Raw genomic sequence first — 19,922 nt, 5'->3', positions numbered from 1 at the left:
GGCACATTAGGCTGTACAAGGACAGCGCCGTGGACCGGCGGGAAAGGGAGGAGTTCGCTGCCGTGTTGTGGTCGCTTGCGGGTCTGGGCACGTTCCCGGACTGGGTTGTCGTGGTGGCTTCGATACTGGACATGGGAATCCGGATCGCGGCGCTGGGGATTGTGCCGGGCAACCGCCGCCCCACCACCGCCATGGCTTGGCTGCTCGCCATCTTCTTCATTCCGCTGGTCGGCATTGCGCTGTTCTTCATGTTCGGCAGTTTCCGGCTTTCGGACCGCCGGATCGCCAAACAGACCGAGATCAACCGCAAAGTCTGGGCAGCCACCCAGGACATGGAAGAACCGCGCAGCGAACGCGAAGCACCCGCCTGGGTCCATTCGGCCGCCGAACTGAACCGCTCGCTCGGCTCTTTCCCGATGGTGGACAACAACCACGTGGAGCTTTATCCGGACTACGAGGGTTCCATCGCCGCGATGGCCGCCGCCGTCCGCAAGGCGGAGGAATTCGTCAACATCCAGTTCTACATCATGGCCAAGGACGAGGTCACCGAGGAGCTCTTTGTGGCCCTGCAGGAGGCCGCGGCCCGCGGTGTCCGGGTCCGTCTGCTCTTCGACCACCTCGGCACCATGCGGATCAGGGGCTACCGGCAGTTCCGGCGCTGGCTGCAGGGCAGCGGGATTGAGTGGCAGCGCATGCTCCCGCTGCTCCCCGTGCGGGGCCAATGGCGCCGCATCGACCTGCGCAACCACCGCAAGATTCTCGTGGTGGACGGACGCGTGGCCTTCACGGGATCGCAGAACCTGATCGAACCCGGCTACCACCGTGCCTCCAGCGAGCGGACCGGCCGGCAGTGGGTGGAGCTGATGGCCCGGTATGAAGGCCCCATCGTCACTGCGCTCAACGTGGTGTTCGCTACGGACTGGTCCAGCGAAACGGACGACACCCTCGGCAGCGAGCTGTTCACGCCGCCACCGGTCCGCGAGCCGGGCCCCATGACCTGCCAGGTGGTTCCGAGCGGCCCGGGCTTCGCCACGGAGAACAATCTGCGCCTGTTCAATACGTTGATCTACGCGGCGGTGGAACGGCTGTCCATCTGCAGCCCGTACTTCGTGCCGGATGATTCGCTGCTCTATGCGATTACGACGGCGGCGCAGCGCGGTGTCGACGTCGAACTTTTCGTCTCGGAACAGGGGGATCAGTTCCTGGTCCACCACGCCCAGCGTTCCTACTACCAAGCCCTGCTGGAAGCCGGCGTGCGCATCTACCTGTATCCGAAACCGCTGGTGCTGCACGCGAAGCACTTCACCGTGGACGACGAGGTCGGCGTCCTGGGGTCGAGCAACATGGATATGCGCTCCTTCTCCTTGAACCTGGAAGTGTCGGTCATGCATCTTGGCGGGGACATCGTTGCCAAGATGCGCGAAATCCAGCAAAGCTACCGCGAGGTTTCCCGGGAGGTCACCCTGGAGGAGTGGCGCCAGCGAACCCGGTGGGAGCGTTACGTCGACAACGTGGCCCGTCTGACCGCGACCCTCCAGTAATTCCGGCCCTGCCGGAGCCGGACGGGGTGCTCAGAGCGCAGCCCCGATTTTACCGACGACGGCGCCGCTGACCAGCCTGCTGACGCCCGGGACCTTGATCAGCCGCATCGAGAGCCGCCGCATGAGCAGGGCTCGGCGGTCCGCGGGAACAAACCACTTGGCGGCGGACACCCCGGCCTTCTGCTGCTCGGCGACCTGCGGGCGCCAGCGTGCCTCGAAGGCGGCAAGGGCATCGGGAACCTGCGCATGTTTGGCCAGTTCGTCGGCGAGCACGTAGGCGCCGGCCATACCCAGCGACGCGCCCTGGCCGGCCAGCAGCGAGACTGCCGTAGCGGCATCTCCCAGCAGCACCACCCTGCCTCGGCGCCAGCACGGCATCCGGATCTGCGCCACCTGGTCGTAGTAGAAGGATTTGGGACAATGCTCCAACGCCAGCGGACACAGCCAGCCCAGGGACCGGTAGCGCTCGCGGAACTCCTGCTGGATATCGTCCGGGCGCTCCCGCCTGTCGGTGCGGTGCACGCCCAGTGCCGAAATGCTGCCGTCCCGCAACCGGTAGAAGAACATGGCCTCGCCGCAGGTGTCCGTAATGGCATAACGGTTGGCCAGTATGTCCTTGACCCGGTTGTCGCGGAAGGAATACGCGCCGACGTGGAACCCCAGGAATTTGAAGTAGTCGGCCTCAGGCCCGAAGACCATGCTGCGGACGTCCGAGTGGATCCCGTCGGCCCCGATCAGCAGGTCGGCGGTGAGCCGCCGGCCGTCCGAGAGTTCCACGTCCACCTTCCCGCCGGATGCGGTCGCGGCGGCGGAGGAGTCGTGGATCGAGGTGATCGTGGTGGAATAGAGCAGCTCCACCGAGTCCGGCAGCACTTCGCGGATGGCCTGTTCCAGATCGGGGCGCAGGATGCTGCGCAGCCGGTCGCCGACCACCTTCGTGAAGCTCTCGTAGCCCAGATGGGCCGTGCTTCGGCCGTTGCTGTCCACGTAGTCGATCCGGTTGACGTCGTATCCCACTTCACGGATTCTGTCGATAACGCCCATGTGGGTGGCCGCCTGCCAACCGGAGCCGAAGAAATCAATCATGTAGCCTTCGGGCCGCGGCCCGGCTGAGCGTTCCACCAGGGTGACGTCCCAGCCGTTAGCGCTGAGGAAATTGGCGGCGGATAAACCGGTGATGCCGGCACCGCAGATAATGGCTTTCATGGTGAACTTCCTTCCGTTGCAGCAGTAGCGCCCAGGGCCCTGCGCAGTACAGGGAACGCGACGTCGGCAGTGAGTCCGGGGTCAAGCGCCCGGTGCAGCATCAGCCCGTCGATCGCGGCAGCCAGAACGGCAGCCGCGGCGTCGGCGTCGCCGTCGAAATCCACACGCTCCAGCCAACGGGCGGTGCGGCCGCGGAAATCCAGTAGCACTTGCGCCAGTTCATCCCGCAGCACCCCGCCGCGCGCCGCCGCCAGAAACGTTTCGATGAACAGCAGATTGACGGGCTCGTCGGGCGCGAACCCGTCCAGCGCGGCGAGGAACATGCGCAGTCCTTCATCAAGACTGATACCGGACTCCAGCTGGCGGCTCGGATACTCGAGCGCCTCACGGACTGCGCCCACGGCCGCTTCGGCGAGCAGGGCTTCCAAAGAGTCGAAATGGTAGTGGATGATGCCCGGGCGCACACCTGCATGCCCGGCGAGGGCGCGGGCCGTGACCGCTGACCAGCCCAGCTGCGGGATTAGTACGACGGCGGACTCCAGCATCCGGTCCCGCGTCCGGGTGCCCTTGGCAGTTTTCTCATGGGTGGTTGTCATTGCAATGACCTCGAATCTTTTGGACGCTCGTCCAAATACTTCGATTCCGGTCTACCACGCGCCACTGTCCAAAAAACAGACCTGCAGCAGGTTTCTTTGCAGAAGGCGTCGCGGGGCCGGTGCGCGCGTCGCGCCGGCTTAGTCGGGAAAGACGCTGCCGAGCGCCGAGAGCACGCCGAAGGCTTTGGCCCGGACCTCGTCCCATTCGGCTTCCGGATCGGAGTCGGCCGTGATGGCACCGCCGACGCCCAACGTCAGCTTGTCTCCCTGCCGGACGAGGGTCCGGATCACCACGGACAGGTCGGCGGCACCGTTGAGCGAGAAGTAGCCTACCGCCCCCGAATAGACGCCGCGCGCGCCGGACTCCAGCCGGTCCAGGATGTCCATCGTGCTGATTTTCGGGGCGCCGGTCATCGAACCGGCGGGGAACGCCGCAGCAACGGCCTCCGCACGGGACGCGTCCGGACGCAGGCTCGCGTCAATCGTGGAAACCATCTGGTGCACCGTGGCATAGCTTTCGATCGCGCATAAGCGGCTGACCCGCAGCGAACCGGGCACGGCAAAGTGGCTCAGGTCATTGCGCAGCAGATCCACGATCATGATGTTCTCGGCGCGGTCCTTGAGGCTGGTTGCCAGCTCTGCCTTCAGGGCCGCGTCCGCCGCCGGATCCGCGACCCGACGCCGGGTACCCTTGATCGGTTCGGCGCGCAGAGCGCCATTGGCGGCCAAGCTCATGAACCGCTCCGGCGAGGTACTCGCGACGGTCAAACTGCCGAAGCGCAGGTAGTTGGCGAACGGTGCGGGATTACGACGGCGCAGGGACAGATATGTTTCCAGCGGATCCGACCCAGCGGCTGCCGTGGCGGACAGCTCGGTGGTCAGGCAGATTTCGTAGGAGTTGCCGACATGGATTTCCGCCTGCGCCTGGCGGACCTTGAGCAGGTACTGATCCTTGCCGTCCCGCACCTTGAAGGCCGGGCCGCTGGAAGCCGCCGGAACGTACCCGGCGGCTTCGGGACCGGAAAGGTCTCCGGCCCCCGCCACAGATCCGATCGCGGCCCGGGCCAGGGCGAACCAGTCGCGGGCTTCGTCTCGGGATGCCTCGCCGGCCAATGCCAGAAGATAGGTGCACCTGCGGGCGTGGTCGAGCACGATACCGCGGCCGGCATAGATCAAGGCCGCGTCGGGAGTGGCGGCCGCGACGTCGCTGCCACCGCATTCACGCTTGAGCTCATAGCCCAGATACCCCAGCCAGCCCAAGGCGAATCCGCCGGGAACCTCAACCGGGTCGGTGACAGCGGGAGTGCCCCACACTCCATCCAGCCAGCGGAAGAAGGGCGAGCGGATCCGGGTGGTGACAGCACCGTCGGCCACCGAAGTGATGCCCGAGCGATGTTCGGCATAGCGGCCGAAGGCCCCGGCGTCGTCGGCCATGATGCTGTATTCGTTGCGGTCCGGCACCGCCGTGGCTCCGGCATTGGAGCTGTCCAGCCAAACCGCGCGGTCCGAAGCGGCATAAAGCGCACCGAAGAGGGCAGCTCCGTCGGGCAGGGCATCAATCCGCTCGGTCAGCAGTTGAGGAGCAACACCGTGGGAACGCTCCACCGAGAGCAGCGCGTCCAGTTGCGGGAGCGAGGCCAGGGCCTTCAGCACGCCAGCAGCAGCGGTGGCGCCGGTTTGCCCGTGGACCAGCAGGTCTGCGGCGCTGGGGACGTCGTCGCCGTCGAGCCAGGCTTCTTCCTGCGCCGCCCAAACATCCCAGAACGGCTCGTAGCCGGCACCGTCGCGGGCAATAGCCCGGACCCGGCGATCCACCGCTTCGGCCTGGATCCAGATAACGACGTCGGTGAGTTCCCGTGCGGCGGTATGGGCAGCACCAACCCCTTCCACCACCACGATCTCGGCAGGTTCCGTGGAACGGCGCTCGCCGTCGTCGTTCTGCTCCCAGTCCCATGCCGTCCAGGTTGCGCGCTCGCCGCGGGCAAGCGGCTGCAGCACCGTTTCCAGGTAGCGCTGCTGCCCGTCGGCCAGGCCGTGCCAGCCCGGATAGATGTCTTCCAGATGGAACAACGTAACGCTGTGGTGCTCACGCAGGAGGGCGGCCAGTTCCACCGCCAAAGTGGTCTTCCCCGCCCCGGAGCGTCCGTCCACGGCGATGATGACCGGTTTGTCAGTGGGTGGCAAGCTGCGCCCTGACATGTTCCACAATGCCCGGCACCGCTGCACTGATCAGGTTCCAGCTGACATCGAAGTCGGCTTCGTCGCCGAACCACGGGTCGTAGATTCCCTGTTCGGCAGGCCCGTGGTCCGCGACTTTGGGATCGAAGGCGCGAAGCATGCGGACCTTGTTCCGGGCGCCATCGTCCGGAGCGTCGCCACGCAGCTGTTCATAGTGGTCCACGTCCAGGGCCAGGATCAGGTCCCGGTCCGCGTACCAGGCAGGCTCGAACTGCCGGGCGCGATGGTCTGCGGTGAGCAGGTCGGCTTGTTTGAGGCGGGCGGCGGCGCGCTCATCGATGGGACGGCCGGTCTCCCATCCGGTAGTGCCTGCCGAGTCGACGGACACCTCGTCGGACAGGCCGGCATCTTCGAAGGCCTTGGTAAGGATGTACTGGGCCATAGGGGAGCGGCAGATATTGCCTGTGCAGACAGTGATTATCCGGTACATAGCCACGAGTCTAGTCAGAAGAACGCCAGCAGCAGACCGACACCGATGAAGAGGACACCAAAAACGTAACCGAGCATGCGCTGGCCGCGTTCGGTTCTGGTGAACCGGTGGAAGGAACGCGCTGCTGCAGCAAAGAAGAACCACATGACCAGGATGTCGATGATGACAATGGTGCCGGCCAGGACAACGTACTGCGGGGCCAGGGGCTGCTCGGGGCGGATGAAGCCGGGCATGAAGGCCAGAAAGAACACGATCGCCTTCGGATTGAGCAGATTGACCCACAGGCCGCGCCGGAACATCGACCACGCGGGCTCGTTCCGTTGGGCCTGGATGAGTTCCTGGTCGGCCGAGGGTTTGGCCAGCAGCTGCCGGATGCCCAGATAGACGAGGTAGGCCGCGCCGGCGTACTTGATGACGTAGAAAGCTGTCGGGGAACTGGCCACGAGCAAGCCAACGCCGAGGGCCACAATGAGGATGTGGATAATCAGTGCCGCTTGTTGCCCGAGGATGCCCCACAGGGAACGGCGGAAGCCTGCGTTGAGGGCATTGCTCATGGTGTTGATGGCACCCGCACCCGGGGTGAAACTGATGACGGTGCCGGCGCCTACCAACGCCAGCCACAGGGAAATCTGCACCAGATGATATTACGCGCCGCAGGCCACCCTTCACCATACTGCCTGAAGCAGCTCGAAGTCGTGCAGCGCAGTATCCGCGGTGATGACCGTGAATCCCATTCCTACAAGGAGGCTAGGCGCGGCGGGTGCAGGTCGTAAGCTGCCGGCGCGGTGATGTTGATTGATTGGCAGTGCCCGGCTGCTGTGCAGGAAAAGTGGCTGGACGTTAGCCCTGGTCGAGTACCGCCATGGCCGCGTTGTGGCCGCCGAGCCCGCTGACGCCGCCGCCTCTGCGGGTGCCGGCACCGCAGAGCAGGATGCGGGAATGATCAGTGCCCACGCCCCAGCGGCGGGCAGGGGTGTCCAGCGGATCATCGTCTTCCGAGAAAGGCCAAGATAAGGGGCCGTGGAAAATGTTGCCGCCCGGCATGTTCAGGGTGGCTTCCAGATCTATTGTGGTCTTGGTTTCGATGCACAGTCGGCCGTCGGCGTCTCGGAGCAGGCAGTCCTCGATCGGTTCGGCGAGGACGGAGTTGAGCGAAGCCAGGACCGCGTCCTGCAGTTGCTGGCGCATCCTGCTGTTGTTCCCCGCCGTCAGCAGCCGGTGCGGGGTCTGCAGAGTGAAGACGGTCAGGGTGTGTGCGCCGGTAGCGCGCAGCTGCTCCGGCAGAATAGACGGATCAGAGAGCGTGTGGCAGTAGATCTCGGCCGGCAGCGGGTCAGGGACGTTACCTGCGGCGGCCGCCGCATGGGCAGCCTCGAGCTGCGAATACAGCTCATTGATATGGAAAGTCCCGCCGAACGCCGCCTCCGGCGCAAGCTGCGGGTCAAGCAGCTTTGGCAGCCGGGCCAGCAGCAGGTTGACCTTTGCCTGCGCACCTTCAGGTGCGGGGAGGGAATTGTCCGGCTCGTCGCCCAGCAGCCGGTGCAGCACCGCCGGCGCAACGTTGGCGAGCACAAAGTTAGCGGAGACGACGACGCCGGTCTGCCCGCCGCCGTCGTACATCACCACTGCCTCGGGACTGACGGACGTGACTTCGCACAACGTGCGGAACCGCGCCCCGGCGGCACGCGCCGCTTGCTCCAAGGCTCCGGAGACCGCTCCCATACCTCCGCGCGGAACGTCCCAGTCTCCGGTGCCGCCGCCGATGACGTGGTAGAGAAAGCACTTGTTCTGCTGCAGGTTCGCGTCGTGCGCGCCGGCGAAGGTGCTGATCAGCGCATCGGTCAGTACAGTGCCGCGCACCAGGTCGGAAGAAAAAGTGCGTTCGAGCACCTCGCCGATGGGACGCTCAAAGACATCCGACCAGAGCTGGCTGTCCGCGACAAACTGCCGGATCTCGCTGCGGCGGCGTAGCGGTTGCGTCACCGTGGGCCACAAGGTCCGTGCCAGCTGCCCGGTGCGGCGGTGGAAGTCGTTGAAAGCGGTGAAATCCGCAACGGTCCCGACGGATTCAAAAGACTCCCGTGTGGCCTGGCCGTCCTGGTTGTCCACCAGTAGTCCGCGGTCTGTATCCGGCAGGGGCGTGTAGGAGGAGTAGCGGCGGCGGATCAGCTGCAGGTCCAGGCCCAGATCCGAAATGATCTGCTGCGGAAACAGGCTGACCAGGTAGGAATAGCGGGAGAGCTTGGCGCCGGTGCCGGGGAAGACTTCCTTGGACACGGCTGCGCCGCCCAGATGGTCCTGCCGCTCAAGGATCAGCACGGACCGGCCTGCCTGGGCCAGGTAGGCTGCGGCGACCAGTCCGTTGTGGCCCCCGCCGACGATCACGACGTCGAAATGCTCGTGCTGCGGCGGCTGCCCGGCCATGTGGCTGCTCCCTTACGGTTTGCGGGCCAGGATTTCGCCATTGGGAATCAGGAACCAGCCGTCCGCGGCCATCGCCCATTCGCGCCAGCCCTGCGCGATGCGATCCAGACCTGCCTGGTCGGTGATGCCGCGTTCAAGCGCTTGTTCCGCGTAGGCCGAATGCAGCACCCGCTCCGACCAGACGTTGCCCTGCCAGGCGCGCTGCTCGTCCGTTGCGTAGAGCCAGTTGGACGAGGACGGCGTGATGTCTCGGAACCCGGCGGCCATGGCCCAGGAAATCAGATGCCTGCCGGCGTTCGGCTCCGCATGGTTACCGCGGGCGATCTGCTGGTAGGTGTCCATCCAGTCATCCAGCTCCGGTAATTGCGGGAACCAGCTCATGCCGTGGAAGTCAGCGTCCCGCACGGCCACAAGTCCGCCGGGTTTGGTGACGCGGCGCATCTCGTACAGGGCGGCAACCGGATCCGTCAGGTGCTGGAGGACTTGGTGGGCGTGGACCACGTCGAACGTGTCGTCGTCGTAATCAAGGTCGTAGATGTTGCCGCTGAGGAAGGTGGCGTTCTCCAGCCCCCGCAGTGCGGCCAGCTCGGCAGCCTGCGTGAGTACATCGTCCGAGCGGTCAAGCCCGATGACCTCGCCCGGGGCTACCAGCTCGGCCAGGTCCGCGGTGATACTGCCCGGGCCGCAGCCGACGTCGAGCAGTTTCAGGCCGGGCTTGAGATGGGGGAGCAGGTAGGCTGCGCAGTCCTCGGCAGTGCGGACTGCGTGTGCGTTGACAACGCTCTGATGGTGGCCGTGGGAGTACACCTCATCCTTCATAGTGGGCAGACTACTCTGAATCGGCCTCCTCGAGACAGCGACGTGCCCGTTCTGTTGCGCAAGGTGTCGCCGGGCCGCGGTTCAGTTGGGAACCGAGCGCACCACGCGTGCAGGCGAGCCCACAACAATCGCCTTTGCCGGTACGTCCTTTGTAACCACGGATGCGGCCGCTACGACGGCATCATCGCCGATGGTCACGCCCGGCAGAATGGTGGCGTTGGAGCCGATCCAAACATTGCGGCCGACGACGATGGGGGCCGGGTGCATGTCCGCGCGGCGGCTTGGCGTGAGGTCATGGTTGAGCGTGGCAAACACCGTGTTATGCCCGATCAGGCAGTCGTCCCCGATGACCACGCCGCCCTGGTCCTGGAACCTGCATCCGGAATTGATGAAGATCCGTTCCCCAAGGGTGATGTTCTTCCCGAAATCGGAGTAGAGGGGAGGGAAAACCGTCACAGATTCGTGCACCGGCTTTCCGGTCAACTGGGCCAACAGTTCGCGTACGTGTGCCGGTTCCTGATAGCTGCCATTGAGTTCACCGGTGATGCGCAGGGCGTCCTGGCTGGTCCGGTGCATCACCTTGTGGAACGGCGAATCCCCGGTGATGGTCTGTCCGGCGTTCAGTGCCTCAAGGAGGTCATCGAGTTCCATGCTCTCCTTTCTATCAAAGCTCGGGCGGCAAGCCCCGCCGGAGAGCCAGGTGGGGAAGAAACAACTGTCTCGATGATGGAAATAGTTTATAGTGGAGAGAACTTTTTCTCCCCTCGAAAGAACGTATGAAGCGCTGGCTTAGAACCTTGTTCCCTGTGTTGATCGTCCTCGTTTGGCTCGCCGCGGCGGGCGCTGGGGGGCCTACTTTTGGCAAACTTTCGGACGTTTCCACCAATGATCAGGCCGGGTTCCTGCCGCAAAGCGCGGAGTCCACGGAGGCCGGCGAGTGGCAGGAAAGGTTCCTCGATTCCGACGCCGTGCCCGCCGTCGTCGTTATTGAGTTCGACCAGGCGATCGAGCCTCAGGAGCTGCGGAGCTATGTCCCGTTGGCTGACAAGCTCGCCGAGGCGGCAGGCGTGACCGCGGCGTCGGAGAGCCAGGTCGCCGGCCCGATTCCTGCAGCAGACTTCGAAGCGATCGAGTTCATTGTCCCGATCGCGGGGGATACGGGGGACGCGGTTGAGGAACTGAGGACCGTGCTCCAGGCTGAACTGCCTGCGGAGGCCACCGCTTATGTCACCGGACCGGCAGGATTCATCGCCGATCTGGTTGAGGCCTTCGCCGGGATCGACGGCCTGCTGCTCGGAGTCGCGCTGCTGGCGGTCTTCGTCATTCTCCTGATCGTCTACCGGGCGCTGCTGCTGCCTTTCCTGGTCCTGCTGACTTCCGTCTTCGCCCTTTGTGCTGCCATCTTGGTGATTTATTGGTTCGCGCTGATGGGATGGATCCAGCTGAGCGGGCAGAGCCAAGGCATCCTGTTCATCCTGGTGATCGGCGCCGCCACGGATTATGCGCTCCTGTTGGTTTCCCGTTTCCGCGAGGCGCTGGGGGAGCGGGACTCCAAATGGGCTGCGATGAAGATTGCGTACAGAGGCTCGCTGGAGCCGATTGCGGCGTCCGGAGCCACGGTGGTCCTGGCGCTGCTGTGCCTGTTGTTCTCGGATCTGAACTCCAACCGCAGCCTCGGTCCCATCGCCGCCATCGGGATCGTTTTCTCCGTCCTGGCCGCACTCTCCCTGCTGCCGGCCCTGCTGGTGATCTTCGGCCGCGCTGCCTTTTGGCCGATTGTTCCGCGTCCCGGACATCACGCGCACCGTGCGGAAATCGGAACGGTGCCGGCTGGCGCCGAGGGCCTGCGCGGTACCTGGCGCCTGGTAGCCAGACTGATTGCCAAGCGTCCGCGCGCCACGTGGCTCGTCTCGCTGCTGGTCCTCGTGGCGGGCTCCCTGGGCGTCCTGCAGTTGCAGGCACACGGTGTTCCGCAGTCCGAACTGGTGATGGTGCAGACGGACTCGGCGGACGGGCAGGAGGCGCTGGCCCGCCATTTCGACGCCGGATCCGGGTCTCCGGCCGTGGTCGTGGCGGACAGCTCGGTGCGGGACGATGTGCTCAACGCCGTGCGCGGACATGCCGGTGTTGCCGAAGCCGGTTTCTTCAGCGAAGACGGCGAAGTTGTTGAGCTGGACGGGCGCGTGATGATCAACGCCACGCTGGAAAAGGCCGCGGACTCGGAAGGCGCGGAGAACGATATTGCCGATCTCCGTGCGGATCTGGACGCCGTGGATGAATCCGTGCTGGTAGGCGGGGTCACCGCCGTCGCACTGGATACCAACGTGACCGCCCAGGCCGACCTGCTCAAGATCACCCCTATCGTGCTGCTGGTCATCCTGGTCATCCTGATGCTGCTCCTGCGGGCCGTGGTGGCGCCGGTGCTGCTGATCCTGAGTGTTGCCCTGTCCTACCTGACGGCACTTGGCGTCTCCGCGCTGGTGTTCAACCACATCTTCGGTTTCCCTGGCGCCGACGCTTCCGTGCCCCTCTACGGTTTTGTCTTCCTGGTGGCGCTCGGCGTGGATTACAACATTTTCCTCATGACCCGGGTGCGGGAAGAGTCGCTGAGACTCGGGACGCGCCCCGGGATCCTGCGCGGACTGGGGGCCACCGGTGGTGTCATCACCTCGGCCGGCATCGTCCTGGCAGCGACTTTCGCCGCTCTGGGCGTCATCCCGATCCTGTTCCTGGGGCAGTTGGCGTTCATTGTGGCCTTCGGAGTCCTGCTGGATACGGTGCTGGTGCGCTCGCTGCTGGTACCCGCGCTGTCGTACGATCTGGGGCGGCGCATCTGGTGGCCAAGCAAGCTCTCACGGACTTCGCCGAGTGCTGAATCCGCGGCTGAGACGGTCGATGCCAATGTCTGAGTTTTAGGCACAAGGCCGCGCCATGGCGGCATTTATTGTGAACTGGTCTGCTTGACCGCACGAGCCAAACTTGAGTCGGATTGGCTCAGGTTGAATTGACATCCTTTCGAGTCTGAGTAAACTTGAGTGCAGAACGCTCAATATGGTTCAGGCCCTGCAATGCCAGGGCTCCGCGGGTTCGGATCCTCAGGGATCCAGTCGGCGGCGGAACCGCTATTTCGGGCCGGTCTCGGTTCATCAAGAAAGGACAAGCGTATGTCTCGTGCAGTAGGTATTGACCTCGGTACCACCAACTCCGTGGTTTCCGTGCTGGAAGGTGGCGAGCCCACCGTTATCGCCAACGCCGAGGGTGGCCGCACCACCCCGTCGGTCGTGGCATTCTCCAAGTCCGGCGAGGTTCTTGTCGGCGAAATCGCCAAGCGCCAGGCCGTCAACAACATCGAGCGCACTATCGCCTCGGTCAAGCGCCACATGGGCACCGACTGGAAGGTCGAGGTCGACGGCAAGAACTACACCGCGCAGGAAATCTCTGCCCGCGTGCTGCAGAAGCTCAAGCACGACGCCGAGTCCTACCTGGGCGAGAAGGTCACCGACGCTGTGATCACCGTGCCGGCATACTTCAACGACGCGGAGCGCCAGTCCACCAAGGAGGCCGGTGAAATTGCCGGCCTGAACGTCCTGCGTATCGTCAACGAGCCGACGGCTGCAGCACTGGCCTACGGCCTCGATAAGGGCAAGGAAGACGAACTCATCCTGGTCTTCGACCTCGGCGGCGGCACCTTCGACGTCTCCCTGCTGGAAGTCGGCAAGGACGAAGATGACTTCTCCACCATCCAGGTCCGTGCCACCTCGGGCGACAACCGCCTTGGCGGCGACGACTGGGATCAGCGCGTTGTGGACTTCCTGCTCCAGCAGGCCAAGTCCAAGGGCGCTGACCTCTCCAAGGACAAGATTGCCCTGCAGCGTCTGAAGGAAGCTGCCGAGCAGGCCAAGAAGGAACTGTCCTCGGCTTCCTCCACCAACATCTCGCTGCAGTACCTCTCGGTCACTCCCGAGGGTCCGGTCCACCTGGACGAGCACCTCAGCCGTGCCAAGTTCCAGGAACTGACCAAGGACCTGCTGGACCGCACCAAGAAGCCGTTCCACGACGTCATCAAGGAAGCAGGCATCAAGGTCGGCGACATCGACCACATCGTTCTGGTCGGTGGCTCCACCCGTATGCCGGCCGTGGTCGACCTGGTCAAGGAAATGGCCGGCGGCAAGGAGCCCAACAAGGGTGTGAACCCGGATGAGGTCGTCGCCGTGGGCGCTGCCCTGCAGGCCGGCGTGCTGAAGGGTGAGCGCAAGGACGTGCTGCTCATTGACGTCACCCCGCTTTCCCTGGGTATTGAAACCAAGGGCGGCGTAATGACCAAGCTGATCGAGCGCAATACGGCCATCCCGACCAAACGGAGCGAGACCTTCACCACCGCGGATGACAACCAGCCGTCCGTGGCCATTCAGGTCTTCCAGGGCGAGCGCGAGTTCACCCGAGACAACAAGCCGCTGGGCACCTTCGAGCTGACCGGCATCGCCCCGGCTCCGCGCGGCGTGCCCCAGGTCGAGGTCACCTTCGACATCGACGCCAACGGCATTGTGCACGTGTCCGCCAAGGACAAGGGCACCGGCGCCGAGCAGTCGATGACCATCACGGGCGGTACCGCACTGTCCAAGGATGACATCGACCGCATGGTCCGCGAGGCCGAAGAGCACGCCGCCGAGGACAAGAAGCGCCGCGAGGCCGCCGATGTCCGCAACTCGGCCGAGCAGTTGGCCTACTCGGTGGACAAGCTGCTCGCCGACAACGACGACAAGCTGCCCGAAGAAGTCAAGACCGAGGTCAAGACAGACGTCGACGCCCTGAAGGCCGCCCTGGAGAAGCAGGACAACGACGACGAGGTGAAGTCCGCGTTCGAGAAGCTGCAGGCTTCCCAGACGAAGCTCGGCGAGGCCATCTACTCGCAGGCCCAGGCCTCGGGCGCAGCCGGCGAAGGCGCACCCGGAGCAGAGGGTGCCGCGGGCGAGGGCTCGGGCAAAGCGGACGAGGACATTGTCGACGCCGAAGTTGTCGACGAAGACGAAGAGAAGAAGTAACTATGGCCAACCACGGTAACGAGCACGAGCACGAGTCAGAGCCGGTGAGCTTCCGCGACAACCGCAAGATTGACCCGGAGACGGGCAAGGTCCGTGGCCAGGAAGCACCTGCCGATGCGGAGGCAGCCGATGAGGCTGCCGCCGCGGAGGCACCCGCAGCCGAGGGTGTTGACGGAGATGCACTGTCCCAGGCCGAGGCGATCCTGAACAGCACCGACGTCCCCGCAGGGGAGTCGGTGGCCCAGGGCGTGGATTCGGAACAGGCCGCCGAGTTGAGGAATGACCTGCTGCGCCTTCAGGCGGAGTACGTGAATTACCGCAAGCGTGTGGAGCGGGACCGCGCGGTGGCTGGCCAGATGGCCATCGTTGGCGTCCTCAACTCGCTGCTTCCGGTACTCGACGACATCGACGCCGCACGCCAGCACGGAGACCTCGAGGACGGACCCTTCGCCGCTATCGCGACGAAGCTGGAAAACGTCTTGAAGGTCTACGGACTGGAGCCAATCTCCGAGACGGACGTGGAGTTTGACCCGAACGTCCACGAAGCGCTGATGCAGCAGCAAAGCGCAGATGTCCAGGTTGATTCAGTCAGCCAGATCCTGCGGACCGGGTACAAGGCCGGGGAGCGCGTCCTGCGTGCTGCCCAGGTGATTGTGGCTGTACCGGCCGAGTAGCACCGTATGAAGCCGGGGACGTCGTAAGGCGTCCCCGGCTCTCATGGGCTCTTGGCCACCATAGACTTTGAACTACGTGAAGGGAGGCGCCTGAATGGCTAGCCAGGATTGGGTCGAGAAGGACTTCTACAAGATCCTTGGTGTCTCCAAGGACGCGTCGGACGCCGACATCAAGAAGGCCTACCGCAAACTTGCCCGGAAGTACCATCCGGACACCAACTCCTCCGACGCCGCGGCTGAAAAGATGTTTAAGGACGTCTCCGAAGCGTATTCGGTGCTCTCCGATCCGGAGGAGCGCCAGCAATACGACGCCATCCGGGCGATGGGCAGCGGGGCCCGCTTTACGGCCAGCGGGGCAGGCGCGCCGGGCGGCGGCGGATTCGAGGACATTTTCGGCAGTATGTTCGGCCAGAGCACGCGCGGGCGTTCATCCGGCGGGTTCGGTAACGGCAATATTCCGCCCGAGTTCGCCGACCTCTTTGGTGGCGGCTTCGGCGGCGGCTTCCAGCCTCCGCAGGCACCCCCGCGCAAGGGTGCGGACCGGACCGCATCAACCAGTATTTCGTTCGCCGGTTCCATCAAGGGGACCACCATCGGGTTGCGCGAGCCCTCCGGCGAGGTCATCGAGGTCCGGATTCCTGCGGGTATCAAGGACGGCCAGAAGGTCCGCGTCCGTGGAAAGGGCCAGCCAGGCCCTGCCGGTAACGGCGATCTGATGGTGACCGTGAATGTCCAGCCGCACAGTTTCTTTACCCGTGACGGGGACAATATCCGGATCCATGTCCCCGTATCCTTCGACGAGGCGGCGCTCGGCGCGCAGATCGAAGTACCCACCCTGAACGGCGAAACGGTTAAGGTGAAGGTACCTGCCGGAACTCCGTCCGGACGGACCCTGCGCGTGAAAGGCCGGGGCGTGAACACGTCCAAGGCTACGGGGGATCTGCTGGTGACTATCGACGTCGTTGTTCCGCAGAACCTGAACAAGGAAGCTCAGGAAGCAGTCAAGGCCTTCGCTGCGGCCACTTCGGGTGCAAACCCGCGTGAGAACCTGGCGGCTAAGGCCAGGCTGTAGCCGGAAGAATGGAGAAAGCAATGGGTATTGACCGCAACGCCCCTATTTTTGTGATCTCCGTAGCGGCCGAACTCGCAGAGATGCATCCGCAGACCCTGCGCCAGTACGACCGGCTGGGACTCGTCTCGCCCTCCCGCCAGCGCGGCCGCCAGCGCCGCTATTCTCAACGCGACGTGGACACTTTGCGTGAGGTCCAGCGGTTATCGCAGGAAGGCGTATCGCTGGAGGGCATCAAGCGGATCCTGGAACTGGAGAACCAGGTGAACGCCCTGCGATCCCGGGTGCAGGAACTGACTGCCGAGCTCGAAGGCACGCGCCGGCAGAGCGGAACGGAAACCAGCCGGGTGTTCGCCGCCGGGCTGGCCGGCGACGTGGTCACGCTGGCCCGCGGGAAGCGTCCGCGGCCGCGGAGCCAGGCCTTGGTGGTCTGGCGTCCGCACTCCTGATGGCTGCCCGCCGCGCCAGTTCCATGGCGCCGGCGATCCTGGCCGCCAGCGCAGCGCCGACCCCTGGCACCTCCTGAAGTTCCCCGGGGTCGGCGAGTTGCAGCCCGCCCGGACCGCCGAGCCTTTTCAGGATTGACTGTGCCAGTTCCACGCTGCTGGCTTCCCTCGTCCCGGAGCCGATGACCAGCGCCAGCACCTCCGCATCCCTCAACCTGCGGATTCCCATCCGGGCCATGCGCTCCCTGGGCCGGTCTTCCGCCTGCATCTGCGCAATCGCGCGATGGTTCCTGTGACTTGTCTTCATGCGGCCAACAGTAGGTGCAGACAGGACTGATCCGAAGGCGGCGCCGAGGCAATGTGGACACGGCAGGTGTGGAACGGCCCCTGTGGAGATGGGGCCCGGCCGTAATGAACCACCTGGCAGCACGTTCACTGGCAGTCATGGCGCAGTAACAGTGATGCCCGGGGACGCCAGACAGGCGGAGAGCCCCGCGCGGATCGATACTCCAGGCCTGTTGGCCTCGTCCACCCGCGCGGCGGACCCTCCGCCAGTCTTTCAGCGGATCATTTGGCCGTCCGGGGCCACTACGTACCAGACGTCGTTGACGCCTTGGCCGTCGACGTCTCCCGGTGCCTTGTCGTTCTGCCAGTAGTAGATCGGCATGCCGTCGATGGTCACCTGCTTCTTGCCGTCAGGGGTGTCGATGGTGCCGACTTCCGCGGTGATGCCTTCAACTTCCGGGGCATCGCCTTCGGTCAAGACAGGTGGCCACGCGACCAGGCAGTCGCCGGTGCAGTTGCTGACACCAGAGCCTTTTTCGTCCTTGGTGAAGTAGTAGACGGTCATTCCCTCGCCATCGACCACAATCTCGCCGAGATCGGTTTCGGCAGTCATGAGCTGGGAACCAGCCATCGCCCCGGCTTCACCGGAGGCCGGGGCACTTGCCCCGCCCGGTGCCGATTCGGTGGTCTCGGGCATGGCGGTTGTTTCTTCGGCCGGCGGCGGGGCTTCCGTGCCTGATTCGTCGCCGCCTCCGCATCCGGTGAGGCCGAGAAGGGCTGCGGTCATAAGGGCAGCAGCACCACTGAGTTTGATTTTCATGAGGAATTCCTAACGATCAACCGGGCTGCGCTCGGTCCCGGCCCGCCGGTTGCGGGCCGCTATTGGCAAAGACGTACTGCCGGGCGAAAATGGTTCAACGCCTGGGGGATGTTCTTCTTCCTAGCCGGTGAACCTTTCCGCTGTTGGGCACGTCTTCCTGATTGCGGATGGCTCCGGAACCCGGGCTGTGCGGTCAGGAGGAACATCGATGTCGATGGAAGAAGAAGCGGTCGCGCAGTTGTACCGCGACCATGCGGCGGCACTGAGACGATTCGTGCTGGCCGCCACTTCAGACCCGGACCAGGCCGATGACGTGGTGCAGGAGACGATCCTGCGTGTCTGGAAACTGGGCCCGGAGGTTGAGAACATGCGCGGGTACCTGTACCGGACCGCGCGGCACGTCATTATCGACAACTACCGGCGCCGCAGCAGCAGGGCGCAGGTAACGAACATGCCGGAAGAAGAGCTGGCAACGGCCGATCAAGTGGACCGGCTGTTGCTCAAAGTGATTATGGAGGAAGCCCTGACACGGCTCAGCGTGGACCACAGGAACGTCATTCTGGCGCTGCATTACCAGCGGTTGACCGCCGCTGAAGCAGCCGAGGAACTGCACCTGCCGCTGGGGACGGTTAAATCGCGCGCCTTTTACGGTGTGAAAGCGCTACGGTCTGTACTCGATGAGATGGGAGTCAAGCGATGAAAGGCGACCATGAGCAGCTGCGGGAACTGCTCGGCCTTTACATCCTCGGCGGTCTCCGGCGGGATGAGGCCCGGGCCTTCGAAGCGCACCTCAATGATTGTCCGGTCTGCCGGCAGGAAGCCGCCGAGCTGGAGAGCCTCCCGGGCATGCTGGACGCTGTGCCGCGGGACGAGGCGCTGGAGCTGGCGGAACCGCCCGTCGAAGAAATCGAGCAGAATACCAAGCGGCTGCTGAACGAATTGGTGGTGCGCCGCCGCAAAGCACGACGCCGGGTGGCTGGCTTGGTTGCCGCCGTCGCCGCGGCATCGCTGGTCATCGGTGCGGTCGTGGGGCCGGTGGTCACGGCGCCGGAGCAGGAAATGGACAGCTATACGATGGCTTCCTCCCGCGGTCTCCAAGTGGATCTGGACTTGGTGTACAAGCGGTGGGGCACAGAGCTGGCTGTGGACGGCGAACAGTTGCCTGACAGCGGTGTACTCTCCCTCTGGGTCACCGATTCCACGGGCAAGGCCCGCCAGGTGGCCACGTGGAAGGCAACGCCCGCGGGCCGGGCACGGCTCACGGCAGCTACCGACGTCGGAACCGAAGACATCGTCAGGGTCGAGATCAAGAATGACGCCGCTGTCCCGGTCGCCTCGGTAGTCACGCGCGATTGAACGCCCGGTGCCCTGCCGCCAGCGCCTACCGCTGCTTGCGGCGGTAGGCCAGATCGAAAATCTCCCGGCCCGCCTCATGCGCCTTCTGCTCGAAGCTGGTCAGCGCCCGGCCCTCGAACCGCGGTGCCCAACCGCCGATGTCGTCCATGCCTTCACCTTCGCTTGCGTTGCCGGTGCTGACCGGCAGCTTGCCCTCGCGGACAGGCGCACCGCCGACCACTTTTTCGACGCCGCTTTCCCAGACCTTGGTCAGCGGACTGTCTGCGCCTGAACGTTCGCCGGCGTGGACGTTGTCAAAGTCCTCTGAGGCATCGGCCACGTCGCGCATCTGGATTGCATAGGAAGACCAGTCCGTGGCCAGCCGCCACAAGCCCCCCGGCTCCAATACGCGCGCCGCCAGACCGGCAAAGCTTTCCTGTACGAGGCGGCGCTTGTGATGGCGCGTCTTGTGCCACGGGTCCGGGAAAAAGACCCACAATTCGCTGACCGAACCGGCCGGGAGCATGGTGGCGAGCACCTCCGGCGCGTTGGCCTGGACCACCCGGACGTTGCGCAGACCCTTCTGCCCGACGCGGAGCAGCGTTTGCGCCAGTCCGGGCTTGTAGACCTCCAGCGCCAGGAAGTTGCGCGCGGGGTCCTGCTCGGCGGCATGGCAGACGGCTTCGCCCAGTCCGGAACCGATTTCGACGACGAGCGGTGCTTCACGGTCGAAAGCGGCGTGCGCGTCGAGGACGAAGTCCGGATGCACGGACGTGTCGGTTTTGTCCCGGGGGACGTCGATCACGTACTTTTCCGCATAGTCGTTCCAGGCCTGCTGCCGGCGTCCCTGCAGCCGGTTGCCGCGGCGGACAAAGCTGACCGTGCGGGTCAGGAATGGCTCCGCTGCATGCGCGGTTTCGGTGTCGCCGTCGGCGTTGCCCGTGCCGCCGGACGAAGGTGTGTGGGAAGAACTGGTCTCGTGAGTCATCTCCTTCAG

At 64.7% G+C, this 19,922-nt stretch carries 19 protein-coding genes; 8 read left to right on the top strand and 11 right to left on the bottom strand.

Annotation, left to right across the window (positions count from 1 at the left end; all coding sequences use genetic code 11):
* Window positions 1-131 precede the first annotated feature (131 nt).
* Window positions 132-1,541: a cardiolipin synthase gene (cls, locus tag AC20117_RS02925; RefSeq protein WP_101632682.1), complete on the top strand. Its 1,410-nt coding sequence runs from the start codon at window positions 132-134 to the stop codon at window positions 1,539-1,541.
* Window positions 1,542-1,571: 30 nt separating this feature from the next.
* Here cls and AC20117_RS02920 read toward each other — a convergent pair whose 3' ends face one another.
* The 8 genes from AC20117_RS02920 to AC20117_RS02885 form a co-directional block, all read right to left on the bottom strand.
* Window positions 1,572-2,747 carry an FAD-dependent oxidoreductase gene (locus tag AC20117_RS02920; RefSeq protein ID WP_074701057.1) on the bottom strand — a complete coding sequence of 392 codons (1,176 nt, stop codon included), beginning with the start codon at window positions 2,745-2,747 and terminating at the stop codon, window positions 1,572-1,574.
* The gene (locus AC20117_RS02915) at window positions 2,744-3,343 is read right to left on the bottom strand and encodes a TetR/AcrR family transcriptional regulator (protein WP_074701058.1); all 600 of its coding nucleotides are present in this window, start codon (window positions 3,341-3,343) and stop codon (window positions 2,744-2,746) included. The genes AC20117_RS02920 and AC20117_RS02915 overlap by 4 nt, the downstream gene beginning before the upstream one ends.
* Before the next feature lie 138 nt (window positions 3,344-3,481).
* Window positions 3,482-5,527, bottom strand: coding sequence for an aminodeoxychorismate synthase component I (pabB, locus tag AC20117_RS02910; protein WP_236777425.1), 2,046 nt, complete (start codon window positions 5,525-5,527; stop codon window positions 3,482-3,484).
* The gene (locus tag AC20117_RS02905; RefSeq protein WP_074701060.1) at window positions 5,514-6,011 is read right to left on the bottom strand and encodes a low molecular weight protein-tyrosine-phosphatase; all 498 of its coding nucleotides are present in this window, start codon (window positions 6,009-6,011) and stop codon (window positions 5,514-5,516) included. The genes pabB and AC20117_RS02905 overlap by 14 nt, the downstream gene beginning before the upstream one ends.
* Before the next feature lie 14 nt (window positions 6,012-6,025).
* Complete coding sequence (locus AC20117_RS02900; RefSeq protein ID WP_074701061.1) at window positions 6,026-6,646, bottom strand: LysE family transporter; 621 nt, start codon at window positions 6,644-6,646, stop codon at window positions 6,026-6,028.
* A 205-nt stretch (window positions 6,647-6,851) separates the two neighbouring features.
* Window positions 6,852-8,435 carry a phytoene desaturase family protein gene (locus tag AC20117_RS02895; RefSeq protein WP_074701062.1) on the bottom strand — a complete coding sequence of 528 codons (1,584 nt, stop codon included), beginning with the start codon at window positions 8,433-8,435 and terminating at the stop codon, window positions 6,852-6,854.
* Window positions 8,436-8,447: 12 nt separating this feature from the next.
* Complete coding sequence (locus AC20117_RS02890; RefSeq protein WP_074701063.1) at window positions 8,448-9,254, bottom strand: class I SAM-dependent methyltransferase; 807 nt, start codon at window positions 9,252-9,254, stop codon at window positions 8,448-8,450.
* A gap of 81 nt (window positions 9,255-9,335) precedes the next feature.
* Window positions 9,336-9,905 (bottom strand): DapH/DapD/GlmU-related protein, encoded by a 570-nt coding sequence (locus tag AC20117_RS02885; protein ID WP_074701064.1) that lies wholly within the window; start codon window positions 9,903-9,905, stop codon window positions 9,336-9,338.
* A gap of 125 nt (window positions 9,906-10,030) precedes the next feature.
* Here AC20117_RS02885 and AC20117_RS02880 point away from each other — a divergent pair, with 125 nt between their 5' ends.
* From AC20117_RS02880 to AC20117_RS02860, 5 genes are all read left to right on the top strand, one after another.
* Window positions 10,031-12,163 carry an MMPL family transporter gene (locus AC20117_RS02880; RefSeq protein WP_101632510.1) on the top strand — a complete coding sequence of 711 codons (2,133 nt, stop codon included), beginning with the start codon at window positions 10,031-10,033 and terminating at the stop codon, window positions 12,161-12,163.
* 255 nt (window positions 12,164-12,418) lie between these two features.
* Complete coding sequence (dnaK, locus tag AC20117_RS02875; RefSeq protein WP_074701065.1) at window positions 12,419-14,296, top strand: molecular chaperone DnaK; 1,878 nt, start codon at window positions 12,419-12,421, stop codon at window positions 14,294-14,296.
* Between the two features lie 2 nt (window positions 14,297-14,298).
* Window positions 14,299-14,970: a nucleotide exchange factor GrpE gene (locus tag AC20117_RS02870; protein ID WP_074701066.1), complete on the top strand. Its 672-nt coding sequence runs from the start codon at window positions 14,299-14,301 to the stop codon at window positions 14,968-14,970.
* Window positions 14,971-15,064: 94 nt separating this feature from the next.
* A complete protein-coding gene (locus tag AC20117_RS02865; RefSeq protein ID WP_074701067.1) occupies window positions 15,065-16,042 on the top strand; it encodes a DnaJ C-terminal domain-containing protein in 978 nt (325 codons plus the stop codon).
* Window positions 16,043-16,062: 20 nt separating this feature from the next.
* Window positions 16,063-16,488 (top strand): heat shock protein transcriptional repressor HspR, encoded by a 426-nt coding sequence (locus AC20117_RS02860; protein ID WP_074701068.1) that lies wholly within the window; start codon window positions 16,063-16,065, stop codon window positions 16,486-16,488.
* Here the strand turns inward: AC20117_RS02860 and AC20117_RS24270 are convergent.
* Window positions 16,418-16,714 carry a UPF0758 domain-containing protein gene (locus tag AC20117_RS24270; protein WP_418202251.1) on the bottom strand — a complete coding sequence of 99 codons (297 nt, stop codon included), beginning with the start codon at window positions 16,712-16,714 and terminating at the stop codon, window positions 16,418-16,420. The two genes, AC20117_RS02860 and AC20117_RS24270, sit on opposite strands and share 71 nt — an antisense overlap.
* 330 nt (window positions 16,715-17,044) lie before the next feature.
* Window positions 17,045-17,590, bottom strand: a complete 546-nt coding sequence (locus AC20117_RS02850) for a COG4315 family predicted lipoprotein (RefSeq protein WP_074701069.1) — start codon at window positions 17,588-17,590, stop codon at window positions 17,045-17,047.
* Window positions 17,591-17,798: 208 nt separating this feature from the next.
* Between AC20117_RS02850 and AC20117_RS02845 the strand changes: the two genes are divergently transcribed.
* On the top strand, window positions 17,799-18,290 hold the full coding sequence (locus AC20117_RS02845) for a sigma-70 family RNA polymerase sigma factor (RefSeq protein WP_074701070.1): 492 nt from the start codon (window positions 17,799-17,801) through the stop codon (window positions 18,288-18,290).
* On the top strand, window positions 18,287-18,946 hold the full coding sequence (locus AC20117_RS02840; RefSeq protein ID WP_074701071.1) for a zf-HC2 domain-containing protein: 660 nt from the start codon (window positions 18,287-18,289) through the stop codon (window positions 18,944-18,946). Before AC20117_RS02845 ends, AC20117_RS02840 begins: the two co-directional genes overlap by 4 nt.
* Window positions 18,947-18,971: 25 nt before the next feature.
* Here AC20117_RS02840 and trmB read toward each other — a convergent pair whose 3' ends face one another.
* Window positions 18,972-19,913 (bottom strand): tRNA (guanosine(46)-N7)-methyltransferase TrmB, encoded by a 942-nt coding sequence (gene trmB / locus AC20117_RS02835; protein WP_083339761.1) that lies wholly within the window; start codon window positions 19,911-19,913, stop codon window positions 18,972-18,974.
* Window positions 19,914-19,922 lie beyond the last annotated feature (9 nt).

The organism is Arthrobacter crystallopoietes, from assembly GCF_002849715.1.
GTDB classification, from domain to species: Bacteria; Actinomycetota; Actinomycetes; order Actinomycetales; family Micrococcaceae; genus Crystallibacter; species Crystallibacter crystallopoietes.
Note: the sequence above shows the minus strand (reverse complement) of the source record. Positions and strands in the feature narration are given on the sequence as shown.

Excerpts from the sequence above, each read along its gene's own strand:
- AC20117_RS02840 (WP_074701071.1), top strand. The coding sequence starts at position 18,287 with ATGAAAGGCGACCATGAGCAGCTGCGGGAACTGCTCGGCCTTTACATC.
- AC20117_RS02850 (WP_074701069.1), bottom strand. The coding sequence starts at position 17,590 with ATGAAAATCAAACTCAGTGGTGCTGCTGCCCTTATGACCGCAGCCCTT.
- AC20117_RS02885 (WP_074701064.1), bottom strand. The coding sequence starts at position 9,905 with ATGGAACTCGATGACCTCCTTGAGGCACTGAACGCCGGACAGACCATC.
- trmB (WP_083339761.1), bottom strand. The coding sequence starts at position 19,913 with ATGACTCACGAGACCAGTTCTTCCCACACACCTTCGTCCGGCGGCACG.
- AC20117_RS02845 (WP_074701070.1), top strand. The coding sequence starts at position 17,799 with ATGTCGATGGAAGAAGAAGCGGTCGCGCAGTTGTACCGCGACCATGCG.
- AC20117_RS24270 (WP_418202251.1), bottom strand. The coding sequence starts at position 16,714 with ATGGGAATCCGCAGGTTGAGGGATGCGGAGGTGCTGGCGCTGGTCATC.
- AC20117_RS02870 (WP_074701066.1), top strand. The coding sequence starts at position 14,299 with ATGGCCAACCACGGTAACGAGCACGAGCACGAGTCAGAGCCGGTGAGC.
- AC20117_RS02865 (WP_074701067.1), top strand. The coding sequence starts at position 15,065 with ATGGCTAGCCAGGATTGGGTCGAGAAGGACTTCTACAAGATCCTTGGT.
- AC20117_RS02890 (WP_074701063.1), bottom strand. The coding sequence starts at position 9,254 with ATGAAGGATGAGGTGTACTCCCACGGCCACCATCAGAGCGTTGTCAAC.
- AC20117_RS02905 (WP_074701060.1), bottom strand. The coding sequence starts at position 6,011 with ATGTACCGGATAATCACTGTCTGCACAGGCAATATCTGCCGCTCCCCT.
- AC20117_RS02895 (WP_074701062.1), bottom strand. The coding sequence starts at position 8,435 with ATGGCCGGGCAGCCGCCGCAGCACGAGCATTTCGACGTCGTGATCGTC.
- AC20117_RS02920 (WP_074701057.1), bottom strand. The coding sequence starts at position 2,747 with ATGAAAGCCATTATCTGCGGTGCCGGCATCACCGGTTTATCCGCCGCC.
- dnaK (WP_074701065.1), top strand. The coding sequence starts at position 12,419 with ATGTCTCGTGCAGTAGGTATTGACCTCGGTACCACCAACTCCGTGGTT.
- AC20117_RS02915 (WP_074701058.1), bottom strand. The coding sequence starts at position 3,343 with ATGACAACCACCCATGAGAAAACTGCCAAGGGCACCCGGACGCGGGAC.
- cls (WP_101632682.1), top strand. The coding sequence starts at position 132 with ATGGGAATCCGGATCGCGGCGCTGGGGATTGTGCCGGGCAACCGCCGC.
- AC20117_RS02860 (WP_074701068.1), top strand. The coding sequence starts at position 16,063 with ATGGGTATTGACCGCAACGCCCCTATTTTTGTGATCTCCGTAGCGGCC.
- AC20117_RS02880 (WP_101632510.1), top strand. The coding sequence starts at position 10,031 with ATGAAGCGCTGGCTTAGAACCTTGTTCCCTGTGTTGATCGTCCTCGTT.